Source organism: Pseudoclavibacter sp. RFBI5, assembly GCF_002931395.1.
Classification (GTDB): domain Bacteria; phylum Actinomycetota; class Actinomycetes; order Actinomycetales; family Microbacteriaceae; genus Pseudoclavibacter.
In genome coordinates this window covers 1,253,323-1,275,922 of record NZ_PSYA01000010.1, presented here as the reverse complement: position 1 = coordinate 1,275,922, position 22,600 = coordinate 1,253,323, and the positions used below count along the sequence as shown (strand labels likewise).

General features: G+C 69.6%; 22 protein-coding genes. 13 read left to right on the top strand and 9 right to left on the bottom strand.

Annotated features, from left to right (window positions below; genetic code table 11):
- Both C5E06_RS12835 and C5E06_RS12830 read right to left on the bottom strand, forming a co-directional pair.
- Complete coding sequence (locus C5E06_RS12835) at window positions 1-1,590, bottom strand: helicase-associated domain-containing protein (protein WP_104307079.1); 1,590 nt, start codon at window positions 1,588-1,590, stop codon at window positions 1-3.
- A 95-nt stretch (window positions 1,591-1,685) separates the two neighbouring features.
- On the bottom strand, window positions 1,686-1,955 hold the full coding sequence (locus tag C5E06_RS12830; RefSeq protein WP_104241898.1) for a hypothetical protein: 270 nt from the start codon (window positions 1,953-1,955) through the stop codon (window positions 1,686-1,688).
- A 142-nt stretch (window positions 1,956-2,097) separates the two neighbouring features.
- Between C5E06_RS12830 and C5E06_RS12825 the strand changes: the two genes are divergently transcribed.
- Both C5E06_RS12825 and C5E06_RS12820 read left to right on the top strand, forming a co-directional pair.
- Complete coding sequence (locus C5E06_RS12825; RefSeq protein WP_104241897.1) at window positions 2,098-2,481, top strand: cold-shock protein; 384 nt, start codon at window positions 2,098-2,100, stop codon at window positions 2,479-2,481.
- Window positions 2,481-3,731, top strand: coding sequence for a DUF3027 domain-containing protein (locus C5E06_RS12820; protein WP_104307078.1), 1,251 nt, complete (start codon window positions 2,481-2,483; stop codon window positions 3,729-3,731). The genes C5E06_RS12825 and C5E06_RS12820 overlap by 1 nt, the downstream gene beginning before the upstream one ends.
- 223 nt (window positions 3,732-3,954) lie before the next feature.
- On the opposite strand, the gene serC is transcribed toward C5E06_RS12820, so the two are convergent.
- Entirely contained in the window at window positions 3,955-5,070 is a 1,116-nt protein-coding gene (gene serC, locus C5E06_RS12815; protein WP_104307077.1) for a phosphoserine transaminase, read from the bottom strand.
- Window positions 5,071-5,146: 76 nt separating this feature from the next.
- On the opposite strand from serC, the gene C5E06_RS12810 reads away from it, so the two are divergent.
- The 5 genes from C5E06_RS12810 (at window position 5,147) to C5E06_RS12790 (ending at window position 10,684) form a co-directional block, all read left to right on the top strand.
- Window positions 5,147-5,884, top strand: a complete 738-nt coding sequence (locus C5E06_RS12810; RefSeq protein ID WP_104241893.1) for a metal-dependent transcriptional regulator — start codon at window positions 5,147-5,149, stop codon at window positions 5,882-5,884.
- A gap of 276 nt (window positions 5,885-6,160) precedes the next feature.
- Window positions 6,161-7,273 carry a C40 family peptidase gene (locus tag C5E06_RS19640; RefSeq protein ID WP_258063157.1) on the top strand — a complete coding sequence of 371 codons (1,113 nt, stop codon included), beginning with the start codon at window positions 6,161-6,163 and terminating at the stop codon, window positions 7,271-7,273.
- Window positions 7,274-7,453: 180 nt separating this feature from the next.
- The gene (locus tag C5E06_RS12800; protein ID WP_104241891.1) at window positions 7,454-8,620 is read left to right on the top strand and encodes an NlpC/P60 family protein; all 1,167 of its coding nucleotides are present in this window, start codon (window positions 7,454-7,456) and stop codon (window positions 8,618-8,620) included.
- 196 nt (window positions 8,621-8,816) lie between these two features.
- Window positions 8,817-9,854: a C40 family peptidase gene (locus tag C5E06_RS12795; protein WP_104241889.1), complete on the top strand. Its 1,038-nt coding sequence runs from the start codon at window positions 8,817-8,819 to the stop codon at window positions 9,852-9,854.
- Between the two features lie 335 nt (window positions 9,855-10,189).
- Window positions 10,190-10,684, top strand: coding sequence for an HNH endonuclease (locus C5E06_RS12790; protein WP_104241887.1), 495 nt, complete (start codon window positions 10,190-10,192; stop codon window positions 10,682-10,684).
- Here C5E06_RS12790 and C5E06_RS12785 read toward each other — a convergent pair.
- Window positions 10,681-11,157, bottom strand: coding sequence for a type II toxin-antitoxin system RatA family toxin (locus C5E06_RS12785; RefSeq protein ID WP_104241885.1), 477 nt, complete (start codon window positions 11,155-11,157; stop codon window positions 10,681-10,683). The genes C5E06_RS12790 and C5E06_RS12785 overlap by 4 nt on opposite strands.
- A gap of 33 nt (window positions 11,158-11,190) precedes the next feature.
- Between C5E06_RS12785 and C5E06_RS12780 the strand changes: the two genes are divergently transcribed.
- Window positions 11,191-13,017: a helicase HerA-like domain-containing protein gene (locus C5E06_RS12780; protein WP_104307076.1), complete on the top strand. Its 1,827-nt coding sequence runs from the start codon at window positions 11,191-11,193 to the stop codon at window positions 13,015-13,017.
- Between the two features lie 163 nt (window positions 13,018-13,180).
- Here the strand turns inward: C5E06_RS12780 and C5E06_RS12775 are convergent, their stop codons facing one another.
- The 5 genes from C5E06_RS12775 to aztB form a co-directional block, all read right to left on the bottom strand.
- Window positions 13,181-13,849 (bottom strand): AIM24 family protein, encoded by a 669-nt coding sequence (locus tag C5E06_RS12775; protein WP_104241881.1) that lies wholly within the window; start codon window positions 13,847-13,849, stop codon window positions 13,181-13,183.
- A 185-nt stretch (window positions 13,850-14,034) separates the two neighbouring features.
- On the bottom strand, window positions 14,035-15,216 hold the full coding sequence (aztD, locus tag C5E06_RS12770) for a zinc metallochaperone AztD (RefSeq protein ID WP_104307075.1): 1,182 nt from the start codon (window positions 15,214-15,216) through the stop codon (window positions 14,035-14,037).
- 60 nt (window positions 15,217-15,276) lie between these two features.
- A complete protein-coding gene (gene aztC / locus C5E06_RS12765) occupies window positions 15,277-16,218 on the bottom strand; it encodes a zinc ABC transporter substrate-binding protein AztC (RefSeq protein ID WP_104307074.1) in 942 nt (313 codons plus the stop codon).
- Between the two features lie 2 nt (window positions 16,219-16,220).
- Entirely contained in the window at window positions 16,221-17,534 is a 1,314-nt protein-coding gene (locus C5E06_RS12760) for a hypothetical protein (RefSeq protein WP_104307073.1), read from the bottom strand.
- Window positions 17,516-18,409: a zinc ABC transporter permease AztB gene (gene aztB / locus C5E06_RS12755; RefSeq protein ID WP_104307072.1), complete on the bottom strand. Its 894-nt coding sequence runs from the start codon at window positions 18,407-18,409 to the stop codon at window positions 17,516-17,518. The genes C5E06_RS12760 and aztB overlap by 19 nt, the downstream gene beginning before the upstream one ends.
- A 37-nt stretch (window positions 18,410-18,446) precedes the next feature.
- Between aztB and C5E06_RS12750 the strand changes: the two genes are divergently transcribed.
- The 5 genes from C5E06_RS12750 to C5E06_RS19635 all read left to right on the top strand — a co-directional run bounded on the left by C5E06_RS12750 (window position 18,447) and on the right by C5E06_RS19635 (window position 22,567).
- Entirely contained in the window at window positions 18,447-19,166 is a 720-nt protein-coding gene (locus C5E06_RS12750; protein ID WP_181062972.1) for a metal ABC transporter ATP-binding protein, read from the top strand.
- A gap of 72 nt (window positions 19,167-19,238) precedes the next feature.
- Entirely contained in the window at window positions 19,239-19,823 is a 585-nt protein-coding gene (locus C5E06_RS12745) for an HdeD family acid-resistance protein (protein WP_104307070.1), read from the top strand.
- Between the two features lie 6 nt (window positions 19,824-19,829).
- Window positions 19,830-20,285: a hypothetical protein gene (locus C5E06_RS12740; RefSeq protein ID WP_104307069.1), complete on the top strand. Its 456-nt coding sequence runs from the start codon at window positions 19,830-19,832 to the stop codon at window positions 20,283-20,285.
- 395 nt (window positions 20,286-20,680) lie between these two features.
- The gene (locus C5E06_RS12735; RefSeq protein WP_104241864.1) at window positions 20,681-21,271 is read left to right on the top strand and encodes a GNAT family N-acetyltransferase; all 591 of its coding nucleotides are present in this window, start codon (window positions 20,681-20,683) and stop codon (window positions 21,269-21,271) included.
- A 150-nt stretch (window positions 21,272-21,421) separates the two neighbouring features.
- Complete coding sequence (locus C5E06_RS19635; RefSeq protein ID WP_258067601.1) at window positions 21,422-22,567, top strand: peroxidase-related enzyme; 1,146 nt, start codon at window positions 21,422-21,424, stop codon at window positions 22,565-22,567.
- Window positions 22,568-22,600 lie beyond the last annotated feature (33 nt).

Here is a 22,600-nt window from a genome sequence, read left to right as displayed (position 1 = left end):
CTACTGGTCTTCGGGCACCTCGGAGAGCTGCACCTCGAGGATCGCGCGGATCGGGAGGGTCCGCTCGACGTCGGCCGCGAGGTCCCTCGCCCGGAGGCGGCCTGCCGCGACGCTCATCGGCACGAGGCGCAGGGTGGTCTCCTTGCCGCCTCCCAGGTCGACCCGCACCGTGACCTCGCTCTTCGCTCGTCGCGCCACCTCGAGCTGACGCTGCACCCACGTCTGCGCATCGTCTCCCGCGTCCAGGCGTGTCGCCTCGTCGTGGAGGGCGTCCGCGAACCTCAGCGCGGCCTCGCTCGGACGCCGTTCTCGCGCGGGGGCGGTCTCCCGGGGGCGGAGCGGCACGAGCTGGCCCGTGGCGTTCTCGGCACTTGCCGGGTAGCGGGCGTCGAGCAGCATGAGCACGACCGTGTCGCGGGATGCCGAGGAGACGAGCGCGCCCTCTCCGGACTGGCGGAGACCGAGCGGCGCGACGGCCGCGTCGACCCTCAGCGCATCCATGAGTGCCGGGTCCTGACTCGTCACGATGGTGCCGGGGCGGACGGGGTGCTCGCGAACTCGCACCCGGCCGTGCCGGTTCGAGGCCTCGCGGAGCAGGTACTCGACGGGCTGGGGGATGCCGGTGAGCGAGAGCCGAGTGAGCGTGGCCTTGATCTCGCCGATCGAGAGCCCGGTGCCGAGCGCGTGCGTGACCGAAGCCTCGGAGAGCCGGTAGCTCGAGGCCAGGCCGCGTCGTTCGAGGGATGCGACGGACTGCAGCTCCTGCTCGTCGGCGGGGGCGAGCGGGCCAGGCGCGATGATCGAGAGATCCGGCTGCAGGTAGACGCCGGGAACCTCGTCCGGCAGGGAGGCTTCGAGGAGGTCGGCCGCGCCGTCGAGGTCGTCCTGTGCGAGCAGGACGCCGAGCTGGCTGAGCTGGCCCTCGACGGTGATGCCGAGGAGCTCTGTCTGCGGCGTCGCGTGCGACTCCGCGTCGACGAGCAGGCCCGTCCTGTCTGCGACGCGGAGCTCTGCCAGCCAGCAGTCGGCGAGCTGGCGCCACCGCGACAGCGGGGCGCTGAGGCGGAACACGCGCCCGAGCGAGGTGGGGCGCATGGCGTCGGAGACCGGGCTGCAGAGGCCGAGGTCCAGCATCCATTCGAAGAGGGGGGACAGCACGGCCTGTTCGGTGTGCAGCTCTGCTGCGATGCGACGGACCGTCGTCGCGCCCAGCTGGAGTCCGCCTCGTCCGTCGCGGTAGGCGCGCGGCGCGAGGTCGAGGGAGGCGATCGCGTCTGCCGCGAGCTGCGCGGCACTGTGGGCGCGCTCGGTGGCCTGGGGGAGTGGCGCGAGGTTCGACGCATCGAACTCGGCGGCGTCGGGTGATGCCGCGAGGAGCTCGGACAATGCGGAGGCGGTGGTCGAGAGGAGCTCGGGTGCCTCCGGCGTTCCGACAGCGAGGCCGCGCAGTCGAGCCGTCTGCAGCGCCTCCGGTTCGCCTGAGGCGAGTCGCGAGGCGTCTCGCCAGCCCAGCCGCGCGACGGCTTCGTTCAGGGCGGTCTCTTCTGCGAGTGCCTCGGCGATGTCCATTGCACCGCTCGAGCCGCGCATCGACAGCCTGCGCCAGGCGGCGAGGCTGGCGAGGTCGGTGCGATCCAGGCTGCGAAGGAGTTGGAGGATCCGCAGCGCGCTCGGGGAGGCGTCTATCAGCTCTCGGACCTGCCCCGCGAGCGTCGGTTCGCGACGACGCGCCAGATGATGAGCGACAGGATGAGAAGGAACGCGACGGGGAAGCCGATGTAGGTGACGAACAGCAGCGTCGGCCAGATCGGGTTGCTCGCGTCGACCTCGATGCCGAGGAGTGGCGTCGCGAGCAGTACGAGCAGCGCGATGAAGGAGATCGCCGCGATGCCGAGGGACATGAAAGCGAGGATGCGTTCGCCCTTCGCGATGGGGGCGCCGTTGGAAGAGGTCACCGAACCAGACTAATCGACATGCGCGCCACCGTAGACTGGTTCGGATCAGCCGCACGCCGCGGCCGACCAGGGGAAGCGAAGTTCGCCGCCCCGCCTGTGAAAGTTCGATCTGGTGCTTCGTGCGCCGAACAAGGAGATGGCCATGCCCACCGGCAAGGTGAAGTTCTACGACGAGGACAAGGGATTCGGCTTCATTGCGGCCGACGACGGTCAGGAGATCTTCCTGCACGCGACAGCGCTGCCAGCAGGAACCTCGTCGGTGCGCCCGGGAACGAAGCTCGAGTTCGGCATCGCCGACGGACGACGCGGTGCACAGGCGCTGTCCGTCCGCGTCCTCGAGGCCCCGCCGAGCGTCGCGCGCATCCAGCGCAAGTCGCCTGATGACATGGCAGTCATCATCGAGGACCTCGTGAAGCTGCTCGACTCCGTCGGCGGCGCGATGCGTCGCGGTCGCTACCCCGAGAAGCCGCAGGGCGCGAAGATCGCGGCGATGCTCCGTCGCGTCGCGGACGACCTGGACGCCTGATGACGAACGAGGCCGTGCTTGCAGCCCCGCTCGGGGTCGCCCTTGACGCCGTCGAGCTCGAGTCTTCGCGAAGGCTCGCCTGGTCGGCTCTGCTGGACGTGACGCCGGCCTCCGAGCTCGGCGAGCTCGTCGCCGTCGTCCCCGAGGAGGACGAGGGCGTCTACACGCTCCAGTACACGACGCGCCTGCCCGGCTACCCGGACTGGCGATGGAACGTCTCCCTCGTTCGCCTTGTCGACCAGGCCGAGCCGACGGTCCTCGAGGCCGAGCTGCTGCCCGGCGACGGGGCCCTGCTGGCACCTTCGTGGGTGCCATGGTCCGATCGGCTCGCCGACTACGAAGCGGCGCAGCTGCTCGAGGTCGGCGAGGTCGTTGACGTCGACGGCGAGAACGCAGAGGCCGCGGGCGCGGAGGCTGCGCCCAAGTCGAGCAAGCGCATCCGGCGCACGCGGACACGACGTCGCATCGGTGCAGACGGTGCGGCCGAGGCCGAGTCGACCGCAGACGGTTCTGCGGACGACGAGTCGGCCCAGGAGCCTGCGAGTGAGGATGTCGCAGCCGGTGCTGGCTCAGTGCCTGCCGCTGGCGAATCTGCAGAAGCCGAGAAGCCCAAGAAGAAGAAGCGCAAGAAGGAGAAGTCGGCCAAGAAGCCGAAGTCGGACGTCGACACCGACGGCACTCCGAGCGACACGGCTGCCGGTGAGGCTGCTGTCGAGGTGACCGATGCGGAGACGCCGCCCGCCGAGAAGCCCAAGCGGTCGCGTCGCAAGCGCGTCGACCAGGCGACGCCTGACGCCGCCGCGGAGGAGACGACTCCGGAAGCACACGGCGACGCCGATGGCGAGGCGGCCCAGAAGAAGCCTGAGCGTCGGAAGCGCAAGAAGGCGAGCAAGGCCGTCGACGGCGAGTCCGGTGCCGACGACACCTCGGGCCAGGAGCCCAAGGCAGGCGCGATCGAGAGCGACGACGTTGCTCAGGAGCCGAGCGTGCCGAAGACGAAGCGGGCCGCCAAGGCGCCTGCCGCGGTCACAGATGACGTGCAGCCCGAGAAGAGCAGCTCACGCGGCAAGCGCCGTCGGGTCGTCGTGGTCCCTCGCAGCGAGGACGAGCTGCCAGCGCAGGAGGCCGCCGAGTTCGGTGAGGCCGCCGATATCCGGGAGTTCGCCGACGACATGGACGACGTCTTCGACGGGGTCGACTTCGAGCCCGACTCCGAGGTGTCAGCGCCCGAAGGCGACGCCAAGAGCTAGCCCGGCGGATGCTCGGTGGCCGAGGGCCGAGTTGTGGTCGTCATAACTCACCCGAAGCGACCACAAGTCAGCTCCCGGCTCGCGCGGAAACGCGCCACGCTGGATCGCGGAGCAAGACACGCAGGACAGACAAGACACGCAGGACAGACGAGAGGAGCGTCACCAGCAGCTGCTGGTGACGCTCCTCTCGTCTGCGCTTCGATCGGGGTTGGACCCGCCGGAATCAGCCCAGGTGCTCGACGACGTAGTCGATTGCGCCCGTGAGACGGCGCACGTCATCTGGGTCGACCGACGTGAACGTCGCGACCCGCAGCTGGTTGCGGCCGAGCTTCCGGTACGGCTCGGTGTCGACGATGGCGTTGGCGCGGAGCGCCGCCGCGACGGCAGCCGCATCCACCCGCTCGTCGAAGTCGATCGTCGTGACCACCTGCGAGCGCTCTGCAGGGTTCGCGACGAACGGAGTCGCGTACTCGGAGGCCTCCGCCCAGTCGTAGATGATGCCGGAGGAGGTACGGGTGCGGTTGTCGGCCCAGGCGATTCCGCCGTTGCCGTTGATCCAGTCGAGCTGGGCCTCGAGGAGGAGCAGCGTCGAGATGGCCGGCGTGTTGAGCGTCTGGTTCTTGCGCGAGTTCTCGACGACGTGGCTGAGCTTCAGGAAGTCGGGGATGTACCGCTCGGAGGCGGCGATGCGCTCGATGCGCTCGATCGCAGCCGGGGACGCGATCGCGAGCCAGAGGCCACCGTCGGCACCGAAGTTCTTCTGCGGCGCGAAGTAGTACACGTCGGTCTCGCTGATGTCGATGTCGACGCCGCCCGCGGCGCTGGTCGCGTCGATGACCGTCAGGGCGCCGTCGTCGCCGTGGACGCGACGGATGGGGGCCATTGCTCCCGTCGAGGTCTCGTTGTGCGGCCACGCGTAGACATCGACGCCGGCGACTGCCTCCGGCGAGGCGATCGTGCCCGGCTCGGCGGAGCGCACGTCCGGGGCCGTGAGCCACGGGGCGGCTGCAGCCTTGGCGAACTTCCCGCCGAACTCGCCGAAGGTCAGGTTCTGCGCGCGCTCGGAGATGAGGCCGAAGGCCGCGGAATCCCAGAATGCGGTGGACCCGCCGTTGCCGAGCAGTACCTCGTAGCCGTCGGGGAGACGGTAGAGCGAGGAGAGGCCTGCGCGCACGCGGCCCACGAGGTCCTTGACGGGTGCTTGGCGGTGGGAGGTGCCGAGGATGCTGGTGGCCCCTGCGACGAGATGATCGATCTGCGCGGGCCGGACAACCGACGGGCCGCAGCCGAATCGGCCGTCGAGCGGAATGAACTCTGTCGGGATGCGAATGTCAGGCATGCTGCAAGCCTATGCGCGCAAGCGGGCTCGCTCGCCGCTAGGCTTGGCGGACCAATGCAACGGAGGGTGGCGGGGCGTGACCAATCTGGTGGACACCACGGAGATGTATCTCCGCACCATTCTCGACCTCGAGGAAGAGGGCATCACCCCGCTTCGGGCTCGCATCTCCGAGCGGCTCGGGCACTCGGGTCCCACGGTGTCGCAGACGATCGCGCGCATGGAGCGCGACGGGCTCGTCTCGGTCGCCGGTGACCGCAGGCTCGTGCTGACGACCGACGGGCGTGCCAAGGCGACGCGCGTGCTGCGCAAGCACCGCATCGCCGAGGGCCTCCTCGCCAACGTCATCGGACTCGACCTCGCCCAGGTGCACGAAGAGGCCTGCCGCTGGGAGCACGTCATGAGCGACGAGGCCGAGCAGCGGATCTTCGAGATGCTCGGCCGCCCCAGCGAATCGCCGTACGGCACCCCGATTCCGGGACTCGTCGAGTTCGGTGCCGAGCCTGCCGAGGAGTTCCTCGCCGGCGTCGTGAGCGTCTCGGCGCTCCTCGAGGAGTCTGCGCGCGGAGCCACCTCCACGGAGCCCGTGCTCGCGAAGGTGCGTCGCCTCGGCGAGCCCGTCCAGTCCGACCTCCAGACGCTCACGCTTCTGCGCGAGGCTGGCGTGCTTCCCGGCACCGAGGTCACCCTGCAGCGCCGTGGTGCGTGGATCGGCCTGCTGCCTGCTTCTGGCGGCATCGGCGTCGAGGTCTCGCTCGAAACCGCCGAGCACGTGTACGTGGATGCGATCCTGAGCCCCGAAGGTGCGCTAGGCTGAGATCTGGTCACGGCCAGCTGAAGATCTCCTCCGCGTTCTGCGGGCCTTCACGTGCCTGACATCCCCGGAAACTCAGGGTTCGTTACCTCGGCGTTAGGGTTCTGACACCGAAGCGTGACAATTCACAGCTTTTCCACTAGTGTTGTCCGAGTCATGAGCTATGCAGTCTGCATAGCTGGCAGGCCGAGGCGCCGTATCCCGCTCCTCGACCTAGCTCCCCCTGGTAACAGGCAAGAGCGGGATCGGCTCCCAGGAGTCAGGCGCTGGAGGAACGACTTGGAAAACTTGACGAACGCCACGGCACCGCTGACGCGACGCCAGGCTCGTGAGATCGAGCGCCGCACGGGCCAGCGCCCAGTGGCGACTGTCGGTGTCGCGGGTGTGTCCGCGCCGGTGATCGAGGCTTCGGTCGCAGAGATCAACTCGGCATCCGTGCCGACGCCCTCTGCTTCAGCATCCTTCGTGCACGACACTGCGCACATCCAGCGCAACGAGCTCGGCGCACTCGTGTCGGTGCTCCCCACGACCACTGCGCTCCCGCAGGTCGCCGGCGACGAAGCCGTCGAGCAGCTCGCAGAGGTCATCGACATCCCCGAGGCGTTCACGGGCCGCTCCGTGAGCATCCGCGCTGCGAAGCCGGCGTCGCTCGTCGCTCGTCAGCGTCGCCGCACGGCTGGTGGCTTCGCCGCTGCAGCAACCGTCGCGGCCATCGCCACGGCAGGCGTCGTCGTGCCGGCGGCAGTCGCCGATGGCAACAACGCCAGCCAGGCGCAGGCCAACCTCCTCGCCGCCACCACGGTCGAGACCGAGGCACCGACGGCTGAGGCCGACGCAACCGCTGAGGCTCCGGCAGAAGAAGTTGTCGAGCAGGCCTCCGTCGACCTCGTCGCCGCTCCAGAGGTTGCGGTCGACCGCACCGAGACCAGCGTCGTGACCCTCTCGAGCGACCAGGTCGCCGAGGTCGTCGCAACGCCTGAGCCCACCGCAACGGCAGACTCGAGCGCCTCCACGGGCGGCACGACGTCGACGGGCGGCAGCACCTCGGGCAAGACCAACACCGCATCGACCGGCGGACAGAGCGTCGACTCGTCGAGCGTCTCCGCTGCGGCCATGAGCTACGTCGGCGGCTACTTCGGCTCGTGCGACCTGCTCACCCAGGCCGCCTACGCAGCAGTCGGCATCTCGCTGCCGCGTGGCGTCTCCGCTCAGGCGGCAATGGGCACGCCCACCTCCAACCCGCAGCCCGGCGACCTCGTCGTCTGGCCTGGCGAGCACATCGGCATCTACGCCGGCAACGGCATGGTCATCGACGACCCCGGCTACGGCGGACGCTCCGTGCAGCACCGCTCGATCTCGTGGGGCAGCCCCTACTACGTGACGCTCCGCTAAGGAACGAACCACCTTGGCAAACGCGCTCAGCTTCGGCTGGGCGCGTTTCGTCGTTACTCCCGCGTGACCGCTCATGCATCCATTTGTGATCTGACCGTGACAATTCCGTGACCTTTGTGTAGGCTCGGACGCGTCGAGGATGCCGGTTCCAACGGTGTTCGAAAGCACCGAGGAGAAGTCTTGAGCACATCGAGCACGCCGCGCACGGACAGCACCACCGTGCTGACCCGCCGCGAAGCCCGCGCGATCGAGCGGCAGACCGGAGTCCGTCCCGTCGTCACGTCGGCCGTGGCCGGGGTCTCTGCCCCCGTCATCGAGGCCTCCGTCGCCGAGATCGCCTCCGCCGCCTCCACTCCTGCCGTCGCCTCTGCGCCCTCGGTGCACGACACGGCTCGCATCGAGCGCAACGGCCAAGGTGCCCTCGTTTCCGTCCTGCCGTTCTCGCAGCTCGCCGCAGATGCGACCTCGGAATCCCAGGGCCTCATCGAGCACTCGGAACCCGCCCCCGTCACCGACATCTCCGAGGCCTTCACCGGGCGCTCCGTGAGCATCCGCGCCGCGAAGCCGGCCGCCCTCGTCGCACGGACCCGCCGGCGCACCGCCGCCAGCTTCGCCGCCGCCGCAACCGTCGCAGCTGCAGCCACTGCCGGGATGGTCGTCCCAGCCGCCGTCGCAGACGGGCAGAGCGAGGTGCAGTCCCAGGCCAACCTGGTTGCGGCCACGTCGCCAGACGCAGCCGCGACGGCACCCACATCGGACCCAGTCCCAGCTGCCGAGGAAGCCGCCGTGGAGGAGGTCGCCCTCGTCGCTGCGCCAGAGGTTGCCGTCGACCGCACGGACTCCACGGTCGTCTCGATCTCCAGCGACGATCTCGCTGCCGTCGCTGAGACGCCGACACCGACTCCGACGCCAGAGGAAACCGAGGCTCCTGCAGAGTCGAGCTCGTCGACCTCGGGAAACACGTCCTCGGGTGGCAGCTCGAGCAACCAGACGTCCTCGTCCTCGGGGTCCGCCGCGCCGAGTGGTGGGTCCGGCAACGTCGACACCTCGAGCCTCATCGCGGCGGCGCACAGCTACGTCGGCTCCTACTTCCCGGCCTGCACCGACCTGACCAAGGCCGTCTACGCGACGCAGGGCATCTCGCTTTCGGGGTCCGTCAGCAACCAGATCTCGGGCGCACGCCAGACGTCGAACCCGCAGCCGGGTGACCTCGTCGTGCAGCCAGGCGCGCACATCGGCATCTACGCCGGTGACGGCATGGTCATCGACTCTCCCGGGTACGGCGGCAAGGTCGTCCAGTACCGCTCCATCTGGTGGGGCAACCCGGTGTACTACACCTTCAATTAGACATCTCGAGCTTCGGCTCACTCCGGTGGGCAACGCCGCGCGCAGCTTCTGCTGCGCGCGGCGTTCTGTCGTCGTGATCAAAATGTGATGATTTGCGACCTGACTGTGACCTGAGCGTGACATTTTCGTTATAAACGGTTACGCTCGTGGAAGTCCAGGGCACCAACGGGTGCTCAGCTCCACCCGAAGGAAATCCATGAGCACCACGCTGACTCGTCGCGAGGCCCGCGCCATCGAACGCCAGACCGGTGTGCGCCCAGTCGCGGACGCCACGCAGTCGTTGAGCGCCGCCGCGCTCGCCTCCGTCGCCGGCACCCGAGCACCCGTCGCCCTGCAGCCCGAAGAGACGGGCCGCATCGAGCGCAACGCGATGACCTCGCTCCTCTCGGTCGTCCCCGCAGACCGCGTCGCAACCGCGGCGACCGAAGCCGAGGCGCCCAGCGTGCCCGCGGCCTTCGCCGGCGAGCGTGCCATGACGGTTCGCGCTCCACGCCCCAGGCAGCTCGTCGTCCGCCGCCGCGTCGCCGGAACCCTGGCCGCCGCCGCGTCTCTCGCCGCGGTCACCGCGGTCGGAGCCGTCGTGCCGAGCACCATGGCAGCGCCCGCGCCCGCCAGCGAAGCCAGCCTCTCGAACGCGGTAGCCACATCAGATGACACCAACGCGGACGCGCAGACCGAGCAGGCGAGCGTCGAAGCGGCCATCGCCGACGCCGTCGCCGATGCCACCCCCGCCGTCGCAGCACCGGAGACCGTGACCGATCGCACGGAGACCGCGGTCGTGAGCATGAGCGCTGACCAGGTCGCCGCAGTCGCGACCCCAGAGCCCACCGCCGACGCCACCGCAGACGCCGCCGCCGCAGATACGAGCGGCGCGGGCAGCAGCTCCGCAGGCCAGAGCGTCGCCGGCTCAAGCGTCGTCGAGACCGCGTCGCAGTTCATCGGCGTCTCGCCGTACGTCTTCGGCGGGGCAACCCCGGACGGCTTCGACTGCTCGGGGCTCGTGAAGTACGTGTTCGGCCTCCACGGCATCGACGTGGCACACGGCGTCAGCGCGCAGGCGGCGGCGGGCACACGCGTCTCCGACCCGCAGCCGGGCGACCTCGTCATCTTCCCGAACTTCCACGTCGGCATCTACGCCGGCAACGGCCAGATGATCGACGCTCCCACCGAGGGCCGCATGGTCGAGCTCGGTGGCCTCGACGCGGGCGGAAGCTACTACTTCGTCCGCCTCTGAGCGACGCGTCTCCCACATGCGGGAGGGGCAGCTCCCTTTCTTCGGTCTTTCCGGCCGGTGAACAGGGAAAGCTGCCCCTCCCGCATTCTGCATCCGTGGTCTACGCTGTTGCCAGATCGACGACACTCGGGAGCGTCAATGAGGGCACGCAGCGGCATCCACGCCAAGGATGCGCGCGCGTACTCAGCCCTCGACGTCTACCAGAGCGGTGAAGCCTGTCAGACCGTTCGAATACAGGCCGACGAGTCTCGTCCGTCCATCTACCTACTCGATTCAAGGGTGCCGCCGATCCGGGCGGTGCCCTTTTTTCGTACGGATGCGAAAGCAGGTCCAGCATGCGAACCCTCGTTCTGAACGCAGGCTACGAACCGCTCGGGGTGGTCTCCGACAGGCGGGCACTCGTGCTCGTGCTGCACGGCAAGGCCAGCGTCATCGACGTCGATGAGGACCACCCGGTGCTGGCCTCAAGCGGCGTCTGGGAGCGGCCGCGCGTCATCCTGCTGACCAGGTACGTGCGCGTTCCCATGGCCCGCATGCAGCCGGTGAGTCGCAAGGGCGTGCTGCGGAGGGACGCGAACCGATGCGGCTACTGCGATGGCTTCGCGAACACGATCGACCACATCCTGCCGCGGTCGAGGGGCGGGCGCGACAGCTGGGAGAACCTCGTCGCCTGCTGCCTCAGGTGCAACAACGTCAAGGGTGACAAGACGCCGGGGGAGATGGGGTGGCGGCTTCGCCTCACACCGAGACCCCCGCGGGCCACCGGCTGGTCGCCGCGAAGCGTCGAACGAGAGCTGCCCGAGTGGGCGGCGTACCTCCCCGCCGCCTAGCTCGTTGCTGACAGCGTCTCGCCGGCTTCCGAGAGCGCCACTGCCCTCTCCTTGAACGCGGCCGCGCGCTGGTGCAGCTCGCGGTCGAACGCTGGCTTGGTCGCCGCCCCGAGCGTGGACGCGAAGACAGGCGAGGCGAGCTTGTACGTGAACTTCCACGTCGCCTTCGTGCCGCCCTCGACGGCCTCGAATCGCCAGCCCTCGCCGAACGAGGTCAGCCAGGCCGGCCCCTTCACCATCTCGGCGGAGCTCACGAGCGGGGCGTGCACGACTCGAAGCTCGAGGATCATGCGCCGCCCTCCCGGAGTCTTCGTGAAGAAGTGCGCTCCGGAGACGGGCGCCGTGGCCCCGCGGATGAACTCGCTGCGGATGACGCCCGGATCCCAGCTCCGGGCCTCGCCGACGGTGTGCGCGAGCGCGAAGGCCGCTTCGACGGAGAGGGGCACGACGACGGACGCTTCCAACTGAGGCATGGCACCAAGTCTAGGAGTGACTAGCCTGGTGCCATGACTGATGCCGACGCCCGTATCGAAGCCGCACGCAGAGCCCTCGAGGAGGCCACCGCTGCGCTCGCGGCCGCCGAGGCCGAGGCGAAGACCGAGAGCGAGACTGCCGCTCAGGCGGGCCCGGGCGTGGTGCCCGAGCCGGCAGCACCGGCGGCGCAGGCCGAGCCGCCAGCGCCTGCGGCACCTGCTGCACCTGCGGCTCCTGCGGCTCCCACGGCGCCCTCCGGCCCGTTGGATGCGCAGCAGCTCGAGGCGGTTCGCGCCGGCTACGCGTTCGAGGGTGCCGCGCTCGAGATCGGAGCGATCGTCAACGGCGAGGCGGTCGCAGGCGTTCCCGTGCGCATCCCGCTCGCCATGACCAACCGTCACGGTCTCGTCGCCGGCGCAACGGGCACTGGCAAGACGAAAACCCTGCAGGTGCTCGCCGAGCAGCTCTCCGCCGCCGGCGTGCCCGTGTTCGCGGCCGATATCAAGGGCGACCTCTCCGGGATCGCGACGCCGGGCGAGCCGAGCGACAAGCTCCTGGCGCGCACGAAGGGCATCGGGCAGGACTGGGCCCCGGCGGCCGCACCCACCGAGGTGTTCTCGCTCGGCGGGCGAGGCATCGGCGTCCCCATCCGAGCGACCGTCTCGAGCTTTGGGCCGCTCATGCTCTCGAAGGTGCTTGAGCTCAACAAGACGCAGGAGTCGAGCCTCGGCCTCGTCTTCCATTTCGCAGACGAGCAGGGGCTTGCGCTCGTCGACCTCTCCGACCTGCGGACCGTGCTGCAGTACCTCACGAGCACCGAGGGCAAGCTCGAGCTCGAGGGGATCGGCGGGCTCTCGAAGCAGACGGCAGGCGTCATCCTTCGCGAGCTCGTGAACTTCTCCGAGCAGGGTGCCGACATCTTCTTCGGGGAGACCGAGATCGACACCCGTGAGTTCCTGCGGGTCACGAACGAGGGGCGCGGCGTCGTCAGCCTCCTCGAGCTGCCCGGCGTCGCCAGCAACCCCGCGCTCTTCTCGACGTTCCTCATGTGGCTGCTCGCCGACCTGTTCAACGAGCTGCCCGAGGTCGGGGACCTCGACAAGCCGAAGCTCGTCTTCTTCTTCGACGAGGCGCACCTCCTGTTCTCTGGCGCCTCCAAGGCGTTCGTCGAGCAGATCACGCAGACGGTGCGGCTCATCCGCTCCAAGGGCGTCGGGATCTTCTTCGTCACGCAGACCCCGAAGGATGTCCCGGACGATGTGCTCGCGCAGCTCGGCTCGCGCATCCAGCACCAGCTGCGTGCGCATACCCCCGACGACGCGACCGCGCTGCGCCAGACCGTGCGCACCTACCCGAAGAGCGGGTACGACCTCGAGGAAGTGCTCACGCAGCTCGCGACGGGCGAGGCGATCGTCACCGTCATGAACGAGAAGGGCGCCCCGTCGCCGGTTGCGTGGACTCGCCTCCGCGCCCCGCAGGCCTCGATGTCGCCGACGCCCGAGGACGGCCTCCGCCAGCTCGTCGCCTCGTCGTCGCTGTACCCGCGCTATTCGCAGGTGCTCGACCCGCAGTCGGCGCACGAGGTGCTGACGGCCAAGATGAACGCAGCGGCGGAGCGCGAACGGGCCGAGGCCGCGGCGATCGAAGCGGAGAAGCAGGCGGCGAAGGACGCGAAGGAGCGGGAGCGGGCGGAGAAGGCGGCCCGCTCGCGCACGCAGACGCGCACGACCACCAGGTCACGGCCGGATGCGGGCGGCGGCAACGTCGTGAGCGACATGCTCGGGTCCCGGACCGGCCAGACGATCGTCCGCGAGGTGGTGCGCGGCGTGTTCGGCACGCTCTTCAAGAAGCGCCGCTAGCTCGGCGCGCGAGACCCCGGCGCAGCACGGAGAAGGCGGGTGACGGATCTCTTCGATCCGCCACCCGCCTCAGGCTGTGGTCTGGTCGCTAGCTGAGCGCACTCGAGCCGACATCCACAGCGAACTCGGTGCCGCCCTTGAGCGCGGAACCGGCGCGACGCCCTCAGGCCGTGGTGACGATGGGGACACCCTCGCTCGGCTGCACGACGACGAAGCCTGGCCCGTGGAACGCGAGCTGGAACGACTCGCCGGACCCGCGGCCGATGAGCGAGCCCATCTTGAAGTCGTTCTTGATGGTGGGCTGCAGGTTCTGCGACCAGCAGATCGCAGCCTGGGGGTCGACGAAGGTCGGCTGCACGGAGCAGTCGAGGACCATGGGCGGGCCGTCGCTCGAGACGGCGACGGTGCCGTGGCCACCGACCTCGAGGTTGAAGAGGCCGCCCGTCATCATGCCCGCGTTCGCGAGCATCTTGATGTCCCACTGCAGGTTCGCGTCGAAGGCGAGCAGGTTGGCGGTGTTGATGGTGATGCCCTCGCCCTCGAGGACCAGCGTGAAGACGTCAGCAGCCTGGCGGGCGAAGAACACCTCACCCTGACCCCCGACGCGCATGAGCGAGCCGCCCTCGCCGGAGACCATCTTCTTCATGAACTTGCCGAGGCCGCCTGAGCCCTCGTGCTTGAACTCGAACTGGCCCTGGTAGGCGACCATCGCGCCCTTGGCTGCCAGCACCTCAGGTCCGAATCCGACGCGAAGCATCTTCTTCGATTGCAGCACCCAACGCTCGGTGCTCTGGCTCTCCCGGTTCGCTTCCGCGAATAGCTCGCTGCGCATGCTGAGTCTCCCTCATCTGTGGTTTCTCGGACGTCCGATGGCTGTATTCGCAGGGCCCGTGGCCCCGCTGTTCGGCATCCTATTGCCGTTCGCTGGCGTGGCGCATGGGGAGTGCTCCCCATGCGCCACTGGAGCCGTTCAGGCTCGTGCTGTATTGCCGGGGGCCTCCCGGCGTGCTCGGCCGGCTAGCTCAGCGCGATCTCGTTGGGAACGCCGGGGAGCGTCGCGGAGCTCGTGATCTCCTCGGTCTCCAGGTTGACGGCGTGGACCGTGCTCGTCGCCGGGTCGGTGACGTAGGCGACGCCGTCCTGCACCTTGAGCGCGGGGTGCGCGTCCTGCCATTCGGCGGGGCCCTCCCACGCGTCGATCACGGGGATCGAGGTGATGGGCGAGCCGTCTTCCTCTGAGAAGAGGTGCAGCGAGCCGTCGGAGCCGAGGATGATCGCCTCGTTGTCGGAGCCGCGTGCGAGGTCGCGGAACGTGTAGCCGACGCCGTCGGGCAGCTCGGTGACCGAGATCTTGCCGCTCGCCGTGTCGACGAGCGCGAAGGCCTGCAGGAGGTAGCCCTCGGCATCCGGGTCGGTCTTGTAGTCGCCGAGGGCGATGGCCGAGTCCTCGGTCGTGAGCATGTTGCCGATGCGCCCGAACTCGTCCGGGGAGGAGAGCTTCGTGATCGTGCCGTCCGAGTAGGCGAGCGCGCCGTTCTCGCAGCCGACGACCACGACCTCGTCCTTCACCGTGCCTTCGCCGTGCACGCCGGGGCAGTCGGTGGAGCGGGCGAGCTCGGTGCCGTCGGCGTCGGTCGCGACGATGCCGGTGCGGTCGCTCAGCGTCGTGACGAAGGTGCCGTCCGAGAGCTCGATCGAGACGCCGTGGTGGGCGGCGTCGCTCGCAACCGTCTCGGTCTCGGGCAGCTTCGTGCCGTCGTCGAGGAGCGCATCCGTGTCGAAGATCACGGAGTCGCCGCTGCCGTCGAAGAACAGCACCGTCTTGCCGGCGTGCGCGACCGCGTGGCCCGCCTTCGAGCCTTCGAACGTGACGCCCGTGAGCGCCGGCTCCTGAGTGTCGAGCACCTGGAAGCCGGCGTCGGTCGTGACGAGCACGTTGCGGCCATCGCCGACGGGGTTGACGCGGGTGAACCCGTCGATGGGGACGTCGCCGACGACCTCGAGGGTCGTCGCGTCGAGGACGACGAGTCCGCCGTCGTACGTGAGCGTCACGCGTTCGGCGGTGGCCGCTGCGCCGGGGGTCGCCGCAGCTTCTCCCGTCGCGGCGGGAGCGGTCTGGGTGCAGCCGGTGAGGGCGAGGATGCCGAGGGCCGTCACGGCGATGGCGCCGCGGGTCCTGGTGGGGGAGGCGAGGGTCATGGAGACTCTTTCTGTGTTCGGGCTTGCTACTTGGGGTATTGGCGCTCGCGGTCGAGCGGGCTACGAGGTGAGGCCGGTGGTGATGCGCTCCGTGTTGGCGCGCATCATCTCGAGGTAGGTCGCTGCGCCGCCGCCCGCGGGGGTGAGCGACTCGGTGAAGAGCTGCTCGACGCGGACGTCGATGCCGGCCTCCTCCGCGAGGGCGCGGGCGAGGTCGTCGGGGCTGGAGGAGTCGGCGAAGATCGTGGGCACGCGGGCGGCGGTGATGTCGGCGCTGAGCTCGGCGAAGTCGGCGGCGCTGGGTGCTGCGAGCGTGGTCCCGCCAGGGATCACGGTGCCGACGACCGTGAAGCCGAAGCGCTCGGCGAGGTAGCCGAACACGTGGTGGTTGGTGACGAGGCTCTTCGACTCGCTCGGGATGGTGTCGAACTCGCCCTGCATCCACTCGTCGAGTTCGTCGAGCTCGCTCTCGTAGGCGGCGACGGAGGCGTCGAGGGCCGCCGCGTCGAGCCCGTCGAGGTCGGTCGCGAGTCGGGTGCCGAGCGCGTCGACGACCGCGGACATTCGGGCGGGGTCGGTCCAGAAGTGCGGATCGTCCATGCCTTCCGCGTCGCCTTCCGTGTAGGAGAGGGGCTCGAAGGCGTCGCTTGCCACGAAGTGCGGGATGCCGGCCGCATCGACCTGCTCGAGATGCTGCGCGACGCCCTCTTCCAGCCCGAGTCCGTTTGAGACGACGAAGTCCGCGTTCTCGATCGAGGCGGCCTCCTGGGCCGTGAGGCTGAAGGAGTGCGGATCGGCGCCGGGCTTCATGAGGGTCACGACGCTCGCCTGGTCGCCGACGAGCTCGGTGACCACGTCGCCGAGGATGTTGGTGGTGACGACGATCTCGGGACGGTCATCTGCTGCGGTCGCGCTGCAGGACACGAGGCCTGCCGCGATCGCGAGCGAGGCGACGATGCCGAGTCCGTTGCGGGTGAACCGTGAGGTCGTCGATGCGCGCATGCTCAGTTTCCCGTCTCGAAGGCGAAGGCCGGGGCGGTCGGCAGCTCGAGGTTGCGGGCGACGCGCGCGCCGTCCTTGTAGTCGATCTCGTGCAGCTCGGCGGAGGCCGGCGTGCTCAGGTAGGCGCGGCTCGTGTCGACGGAGAGGTGGATGCTCGAGGCGGACTCCGGAGTGCCGATCAGCCCAGCCTGCGACCCGGTCACCTCGCCGCTCTCACCGTCGATGACCAGCAGGGTTCCCTCGTCGTCCACGGCGACGACACGGTCGCTGTCGTCGCCGACGGCCACGGCCGTCAGGATGGGGCGTGCCGTCGGCAGGAGGGTGACCTCCTGTGAGCGGGAGGAGGCGAGCCAGATGCCGGAGTCTCCAGCGGGACCGGCCACGGCCGGGCGGTGGGGTCGGCTGTCGAGCGAGGTCGCCTGGCCGGGTGCGGTAGTTCCGGCCGCGTCTGCGGACGCGGCGTCCGGGTAGGCGACCTTCGTGATCGACGGTGCGGCGGCCGTGTCCTCGCCCTCGGCGGCCGCGGCGAACACGAGCCCATCCGCGCAGGCGAACGTCGCGCCGAGGCTCGTCTGCTGCACATCGCTCAGCCCAGGGCAGTCGACTCCCTCGCCGAGCTTCGTGCCGTCAGACGAGTAGGCGGTGAGGACGGGGGAGGCGCCCGCCGACGCGACGCTGCTCGCGACCACGGCGTCGCCCACCGGCGCGGCCGCGGCGGAGTGGGCCGCCGACTCGATGCGGGTGAGCTCGACGGTCTCGCCCTGGCCGAGGGCGTGCCGGTCCAGCACCACCGTCGTGCCGGACGTCTCGAAGCTCAGGGCGGCGATGCCCTCGTTCGAGGAGACCCGCGCAGCTCCCGTCTCGGTGAGCTCGCCGACGAGGCCAGGAGTCGCACGGTAGTAGTGCACGTGATCCCCGTGGGGCACCGTCCACACCCCGGTGTCGATGATCTCCGTCTTCCCATCGGCGGCGTCGGAGCCCGAGAAGATGAACCGGCCGTCGCTGACGGCCCACGACGCGGGCGCCACGGCATCGAGTGCGGTGCTCTCGCCGGTGAGCAGGTTGAGGACGCTCACGGAGCCGTCCGCGCCGATGCTGCCGATGCTCGTCTGGGCTTCGGCGAGCTCCTCGGCCCCCGCCACGAAGCCGTGCGCCTGCTCTTCGGTGGTCGGCGCGCTCGCGGTCGGTGCGGTCTCGGAGCCCGGCGACGTGCATCCGGCGAGGGCGAGCATGCCGACGAGGGCGAGGGATGCGCGAGGTGCGAGTCCTCGGGCGGGGACTCGGGCGAGCGGGGAGATCAGGCGTGTGCGGGGCAAGACTGGTCGCTTTCTGCTGGAGCGGTGGTTCGGGGGATGGGACGGCTGGAGCGCGGTGCACGCAGCACCGAGGCGACGCCGACGGAGATGACGGCGGTCAGCGCGATGGCAGGACCAGCCGCGATGGCGAGATGCCACGAGGCGTAGAGGCCGACGACGACGGAGGCGATGCCGATCGCGCTGCCGAGCGCCATGATGCCGACGACGCTCTTCCTGCTGAGGGATGCGGCGGCCGGGGGAGCGAGAAGGAGCGCGGTCACGAGGAGCGTTCCGATGGTCTGGTACGAGGCGATGACCGCGATCGCCACGAGGGCGATGAGGGCGAGGCTCGCGCGCTCCGGCCGCAGTCCGAGCGTGAACGCCTTGCGCTCGTCGAAGGCGAGCGCGGTGAAGGGCCGGTGGCAGAGGGCGAGTCCGACGGCGGCGAGCGCGAGCGCTGCGCCGATGAGCCAGAGCTCGCCTGGCCCGATCGCGAGCACGTCGCCGAACAGCATCGCCGTGACGTCGACGGCGAAGCTCCCCGACCTGGACACGATCGCGATGCCGAGCGCGAGCATCCCGACGAAGAGGATGCCGATGGCCGTGTCGTTGGAGAGTCGTGTCCGCTTCGTGAGGGTGCGCACGCCGACGGCCATGACGGCCGCCGAGACGGATGCGCCGGCGACCGGCGGGAGGCCGAGGAGGACTGAGACGGCGACGCCGGGGAGGATGCCGTGGGCGAGCGCCTCGCCGAGGAAGGCCATGCCACGCAGGACCACCCAGGTGCCGACGCAGGCGCACAGCACGGCGGCGAGGGAGCCGCCGAGGAGGGCTCTGGCGAAGAAGCTCGCCTCGAGGGGATCGGTGAGGAAGGGCACGAGGAAGGACCGTAGCATAATGAAAACGCTTCTCATTACCGATAGGGTGGCGCGCATGGCTGCCCTCATCACGCTCGCGAACGCCACTGTCCGCTACGACGCACACGCCGCGCTGTCCGACGTCTCGCTTGAAGTGCGACGCTCCGCGATCACCGTCATCGTCGGGCACAACGGCTCAGGCAAGAGCACGCTCCTCGGCGTGCTCGCCGGGACCACCCCGCTCACCTCGGGGACCCTCGACTGGCACGATTTCGACGCCAGGCCCGGCAGCATCGCCTACGTGCCCCAGCACACCCGGCTGCCCGAGGCCTTCCCCCTGACGGTCGGTGCCGCCGTCGCGATGGGCCGCTGGGGCAGAGCGGGAAACCGGCCGAGCGCCTCGAGCTGGCGCTGGGGGCGAGGCGCGCAGGCCCGCACCCAGGACGCTGAACTCGTCGACGCCGCCATCGAGCAGCTCGGCCTCGGCGAGCTTCGCGGGCGACTCCTCAGCGAGCTCTCCGGCGGACAGCGGCAGCGAGCCCTCGTCGCCCAGGGCATCGCGCAGGACACGGAGGCGCTGCTCTTCGACGAGCCGACCGCAGGGGTCGACGCGGAATCCAGTGCTCGAATCGCGGCGTGCCTCGCCTCGCTCGCCGAACGGGGCAGGACCGTCGTCGTCGCCAGCCACGACGCCGGAGAGATCGCAGCGGCGGACGCCGTCGTCGCGCTGCGCGACGGACACGTGATCCCCGGGGAATCGCGGATGACTGCGCGAAGCGCTGCATCACTAGGATGACGACTACCCCTCGCTCCACGGACGAGGAGCGTCGGCGCCGTGCACGGCGCATCCCCGTCGAAGGAGCCCGCAATGAGCCAGTCAACCCCGATCGTTCGTTTCAACCTCGACCCGAGTCTCCTCAGCCAGAGGCAGGTGAGCACGCTGCGCTGGATCTTCGGCATCGGCGGAGCCGTGGCGATCATCCTCGGCATCGTCGCGCTCGCCTTCCCGATCAAGGCCCTCACCGCCATCGCCTGGATCTTCGGGCTGTTCTTCATCTTCTCGGGCGCCCTGCGCCTCATCCGCGCCGTTGTCTCCAAGGGCATCCCCACCGGCTGGCGGGTCTTCAACGGCGTCGTCGGGCTGCTGCTCATCGCGGGTGGCGTCATCGCCCTCGTCCAGCCCGTTGCCCTCATCGACGCGCTCGGCATCCTCATCGCGATCACCTGGATCATCGAGGGCATCGCGGCGCTCGCGGATGGATCTCCCGGCCAGTCCCGCGGCTTCGCGATCCTCTCCGGCGTGCTCAGCATCGTCGCCGGCCTCCTCATCCTCCTCTGGCCTGCCGGCGTCGTCGTCGTCGCCCTGTGGATCGTGGCGATCATCCTCGTCATCGGCGGGATCACGCAGCTCGTCATGGCGTACCGCTTCGGCAAGCACGCGAAGAAGGCCTGACCCGACATGGCAACCATCACCTCCAAGATCCGTCTCGTCGACGACGCACCCTCCTCGCGGCCGCGCACCTTCACGCGCATCCTGCTCGGCGGCTTCCTCGTCTTTGCCGGGGTCACGCACCTCACGGTCGCCCGCGAGGAGTTCACGGCGCAGGTGCCGAAGTCGGTGACCAAGCACACGCCGCTTTCGACCGATCAGGTCGTGCTCGCCTCCGGCGTCGCCGAGATCGCGCTCGGCCTGTCGCTCCTGTTCGCGCGCCGCTCGGCCCGTCCGACCGTGGGCTGGATCGCAGCCGGATTCTTCACGGCCGTCTTCCCGGGCAACCTCGCGCAGTTCGCGCGTCGCCGCGACGCGTTCGGGCTCGACACCGACAGGAAGCGCTTCCTGCGCCTCTTCTTCCAGCCGGTGCTCATCGCCTGGTCGCTCTACTCCACCGGAGCCTGGCGCCGCCGCGTGAAGTAGCGGCGTTTCTCGAAGTGCGGGCGCTCCTGGATGTGCGGACGCTCCTGCCCTCGCACCGCCTCACCCTCTGGCCATCTCGGGATGGGTTCCGCGCTTCCCGATGGGTTGCAACCCATCGGGAAGCGCGGAACCCATCCGGAAACCTGTTGAGGGGATGGGTCGGATGTGTGGCGTCAGACCGGGTGGGCCGAGGGGGCAGCCTTCTCGACGCGGGCTGGTGCGTCTCTGAGGTCACGAGTATGTCCGATCTGGCGAAAGTGAGTGTGCTCCGGAGGTCTCGCAGACCGACGCTGATGTTCCCCCACCGGCTCAGAAGCGTGTACATGTTCCGTCGCACTCGACGCTTCTGCGCGTCGCCCCGGTCCCGATACATCTGCGAGTGCGACACTGCAGGGGTGGATGCACACCTCCGACCATGGGTGGCCGACGATGCCCCTGCACTTGCGAATGCCATGCGAACGTCGCCCGACCTCGCCGCGCAGTTCCCGGGAGGTGTGCCCTCGACAGAGCTCGACTTCGTCTCCTACATGGCGCAGCATCTGGTCTCCGGCACCGCGAAACACGACCTGGCGATCATCGTCGACGGCATCGCGGTCGGAAACGTCGGGCTGAGCAACATCGAGCACGTGCACCAGACCGGGTGGGCCTACTACTGGCTGGCGAAGGGTGCTCGCGGCAGGGGCCTCGCGACGCGTGGCCTCGCGACGATCGCGGACCTGGCGTTCACGGAGCTCGGCCTCTTCCGCCTCGAGCTCGGCCACCGGACCGGGAACGCGGCGTCCTGCCGTGTCGCGAGTCGTGCCGGGTTCAGGCCCGAGGGCATCGAGCGGCAGAAGCTCCGGTACGGGAAGCAGCGGTTCGACGTCGAGACGCACGCGCGACTGACGCTCGACCCGGTCCCCGACATCGAGCTCATCCCGCGCACTGCCTCCCTGGCGGGGCCGCGGCAGCCGGACCTCACGCGGCCGGACCTCGGCCTCGCCTGAGGCCAGGCGGGTGGCCGAGGTCGGGACCTACTAGGTGAGGATGCGCCTCGGCGGGGGAGTTCACGCGGGGTAACGCGATTCCGCGGGGCGTCGCACGGGATGGCAGGTTGGTATCTGATTTCCCCGATCTCGACTGCTGAGGACTCCCACGTGCGCATCTCCCAGACCGTTCCCGAGTCGATCGCCTCACTGAGGGCCGCGAAGCCCGAGGTGGTCGAGCAGACGCTCGCCGCCTACACGGCGCTCTACGAGAGCCCGCAGGTGATCGAGCGCGGCCTGCTCCACGGCTTCGCCAGGACGGTCGCGCGCTGGCAGGGCAACGCGCAGCTCGCCGACTGGCATCTGGCGCAGGGCGCCGATGCTCGTCTGCTCGGCGACGAGCTGCCCGCAGATGCGAAGCTGCGCGCGCTCGTGGAGCACGTGGACCTCATCACGGTGTCGCCTGCGCTGGCCACCCACGAAGACCAGCACGTGCTGCCGGTCGCCGGGGTCACCCCGGACGAGATCGTGCTGCTGAGCCAGCTCGTGGCCTTCGAGAGCTACCTGGCACGCATGCTGGACGGCGACGCGCTGCTCGCCGGAACCGCGCCGGAGCGAGTGGATGCGCCCGCCCGCGCCACGGTTGCCGCCGGTCGGTCGAAGGACCTCTCGGGTCGCACCATCGCCGGACTGTCGAAGCCGACCGAGTACACGCAGGAGCAGCTCGAGTGGTCGCCGTGGGTGGCCGCCCCCGACGAGGCGGAGCTGACGGCCGAGCAGGTCGACTCGTTCGCCGCGAAGGCGACCACCAACAGCGTCTACTTCCGGCTCCTGTCCAGGGTTCCTGCGGTGCTGAAGGCCCGCAGCGCCATCGACAACGCCGTGTTCCTCGGCAAGGGCGGGCTGCCTCGCGCCGAGCGGGAGCTCGCCGCGGCCGTCGCCAGCAAGGTCAACGACTGCATCTACTGCGCCTCGGTGCACTCCAGGAAGGCGACCTTCCAGTCGAAGCGCCACGACGACGTGCAGCGGGTGCTGGACGCGGGCCTCGCTCGCGACGCCGACTGGCAGCCGACCTCGCTCGACGCGCTCAGCGACGGTCAGGACGAACGCTGGAGCGCCATCATCCGCTTCGCCGCGAGCCTGTCGACGCTGCGCCCGAGCGCCACGCCCGCGCAGATCGACGAGCTGCGCGCGCTCGGCCTCGACGACGCCGAACTGTTCGACCTCGTTGGGTCGACGGCTTTCTTCGCCTGGGCGAACCGCCTCATGCTGAGCCTCGGCGAGCCGAACTGGCCCGCCGCAGCCGCCAGCAGCTGAGCATCCGCGCCACTGCGCCGCCCCTGAACGTTC

What these genes read in the sequence shown, in the direction of transcription:
- C5E06_RS12835 (WP_104307079.1), bottom strand. Translation starts at nt 1,590, where the DNA reads ATGCGCGGCTCGAGCGGTGCAATGGACATCGCCGAGGCACTCGCAGAA.
- C5E06_RS12825 (WP_104241897.1), top strand. Translation starts at nt 2,098, where the DNA reads ATGCCCACCGGCAAGGTGAAGTTCTACGACGAGGACAAGGGATTCGGC.
- C5E06_RS12820 (WP_104307078.1), top strand. Translation starts at nt 2,481, where the DNA reads ATGACGAACGAGGCCGTGCTTGCAGCCCCGCTCGGGGTCGCCCTTGAC.
- serC (WP_104307077.1), bottom strand. Translation starts at nt 5,070, where the DNA reads ATGCCTGACATTCGCATCCCGACAGAGTTCATTCCGCTCGACGGCCGA.
- C5E06_RS12795 (WP_104241889.1), top strand. Translation starts at nt 8,817, where the DNA reads ATGAGCACCACGCTGACTCGTCGCGAGGCCCGCGCCATCGAACGCCAG.
- C5E06_RS12790 (WP_104241887.1), top strand. Translation starts at nt 10,190, where the DNA reads ATGCGAACCCTCGTTCTGAACGCAGGCTACGAACCGCTCGGGGTGGTC.
- C5E06_RS12785 (WP_104241885.1), bottom strand. Translation starts at nt 11,157, where the DNA reads ATGCCTCAGTTGGAAGCGTCCGTCGTCGTGCCCCTCTCCGTCGAAGCG.
- C5E06_RS12780 (WP_104307076.1), top strand. Translation starts at nt 11,191, where the DNA reads ATGACTGATGCCGACGCCCGTATCGAAGCCGCACGCAGAGCCCTCGAG.
- C5E06_RS12775 (WP_104241881.1), bottom strand. Translation starts at nt 13,849, where the DNA reads ATGCGCAGCGAGCTATTCGCGGAAGCGAACCGGGAGAGCCAGAGCACC.
- aztD (WP_104307075.1), bottom strand. Translation starts at nt 15,216, where the DNA reads ATGACCCTCGCCTCCCCCACCAGGACCCGCGGCGCCATCGCCGTGACG.
- aztC (WP_104307074.1), bottom strand. Translation starts at nt 16,218, where the DNA reads ATGCGCGCATCGACGACCTCACGGTTCACCCGCAACGGACTCGGCATC.
- aztB (WP_104307072.1), bottom strand. Translation starts at nt 18,409, where the DNA reads ATGCTACGGTCCTTCCTCGTGCCCTTCCTCACCGATCCCCTCGAGGCG.
- C5E06_RS12750 (WP_181062972.1), top strand. Translation starts at nt 18,447, where the DNA reads ATGGCTGCCCTCATCACGCTCGCGAACGCCACTGTCCGCTACGACGCA.
- C5E06_RS12745 (WP_104307070.1), top strand. Translation starts at nt 19,239, where the DNA reads ATGAGCCAGTCAACCCCGATCGTTCGTTTCAACCTCGACCCGAGTCTC.
- C5E06_RS12740 (WP_104307069.1), top strand. Translation starts at nt 19,830, where the DNA reads ATGGCAACCATCACCTCCAAGATCCGTCTCGTCGACGACGCACCCTCC.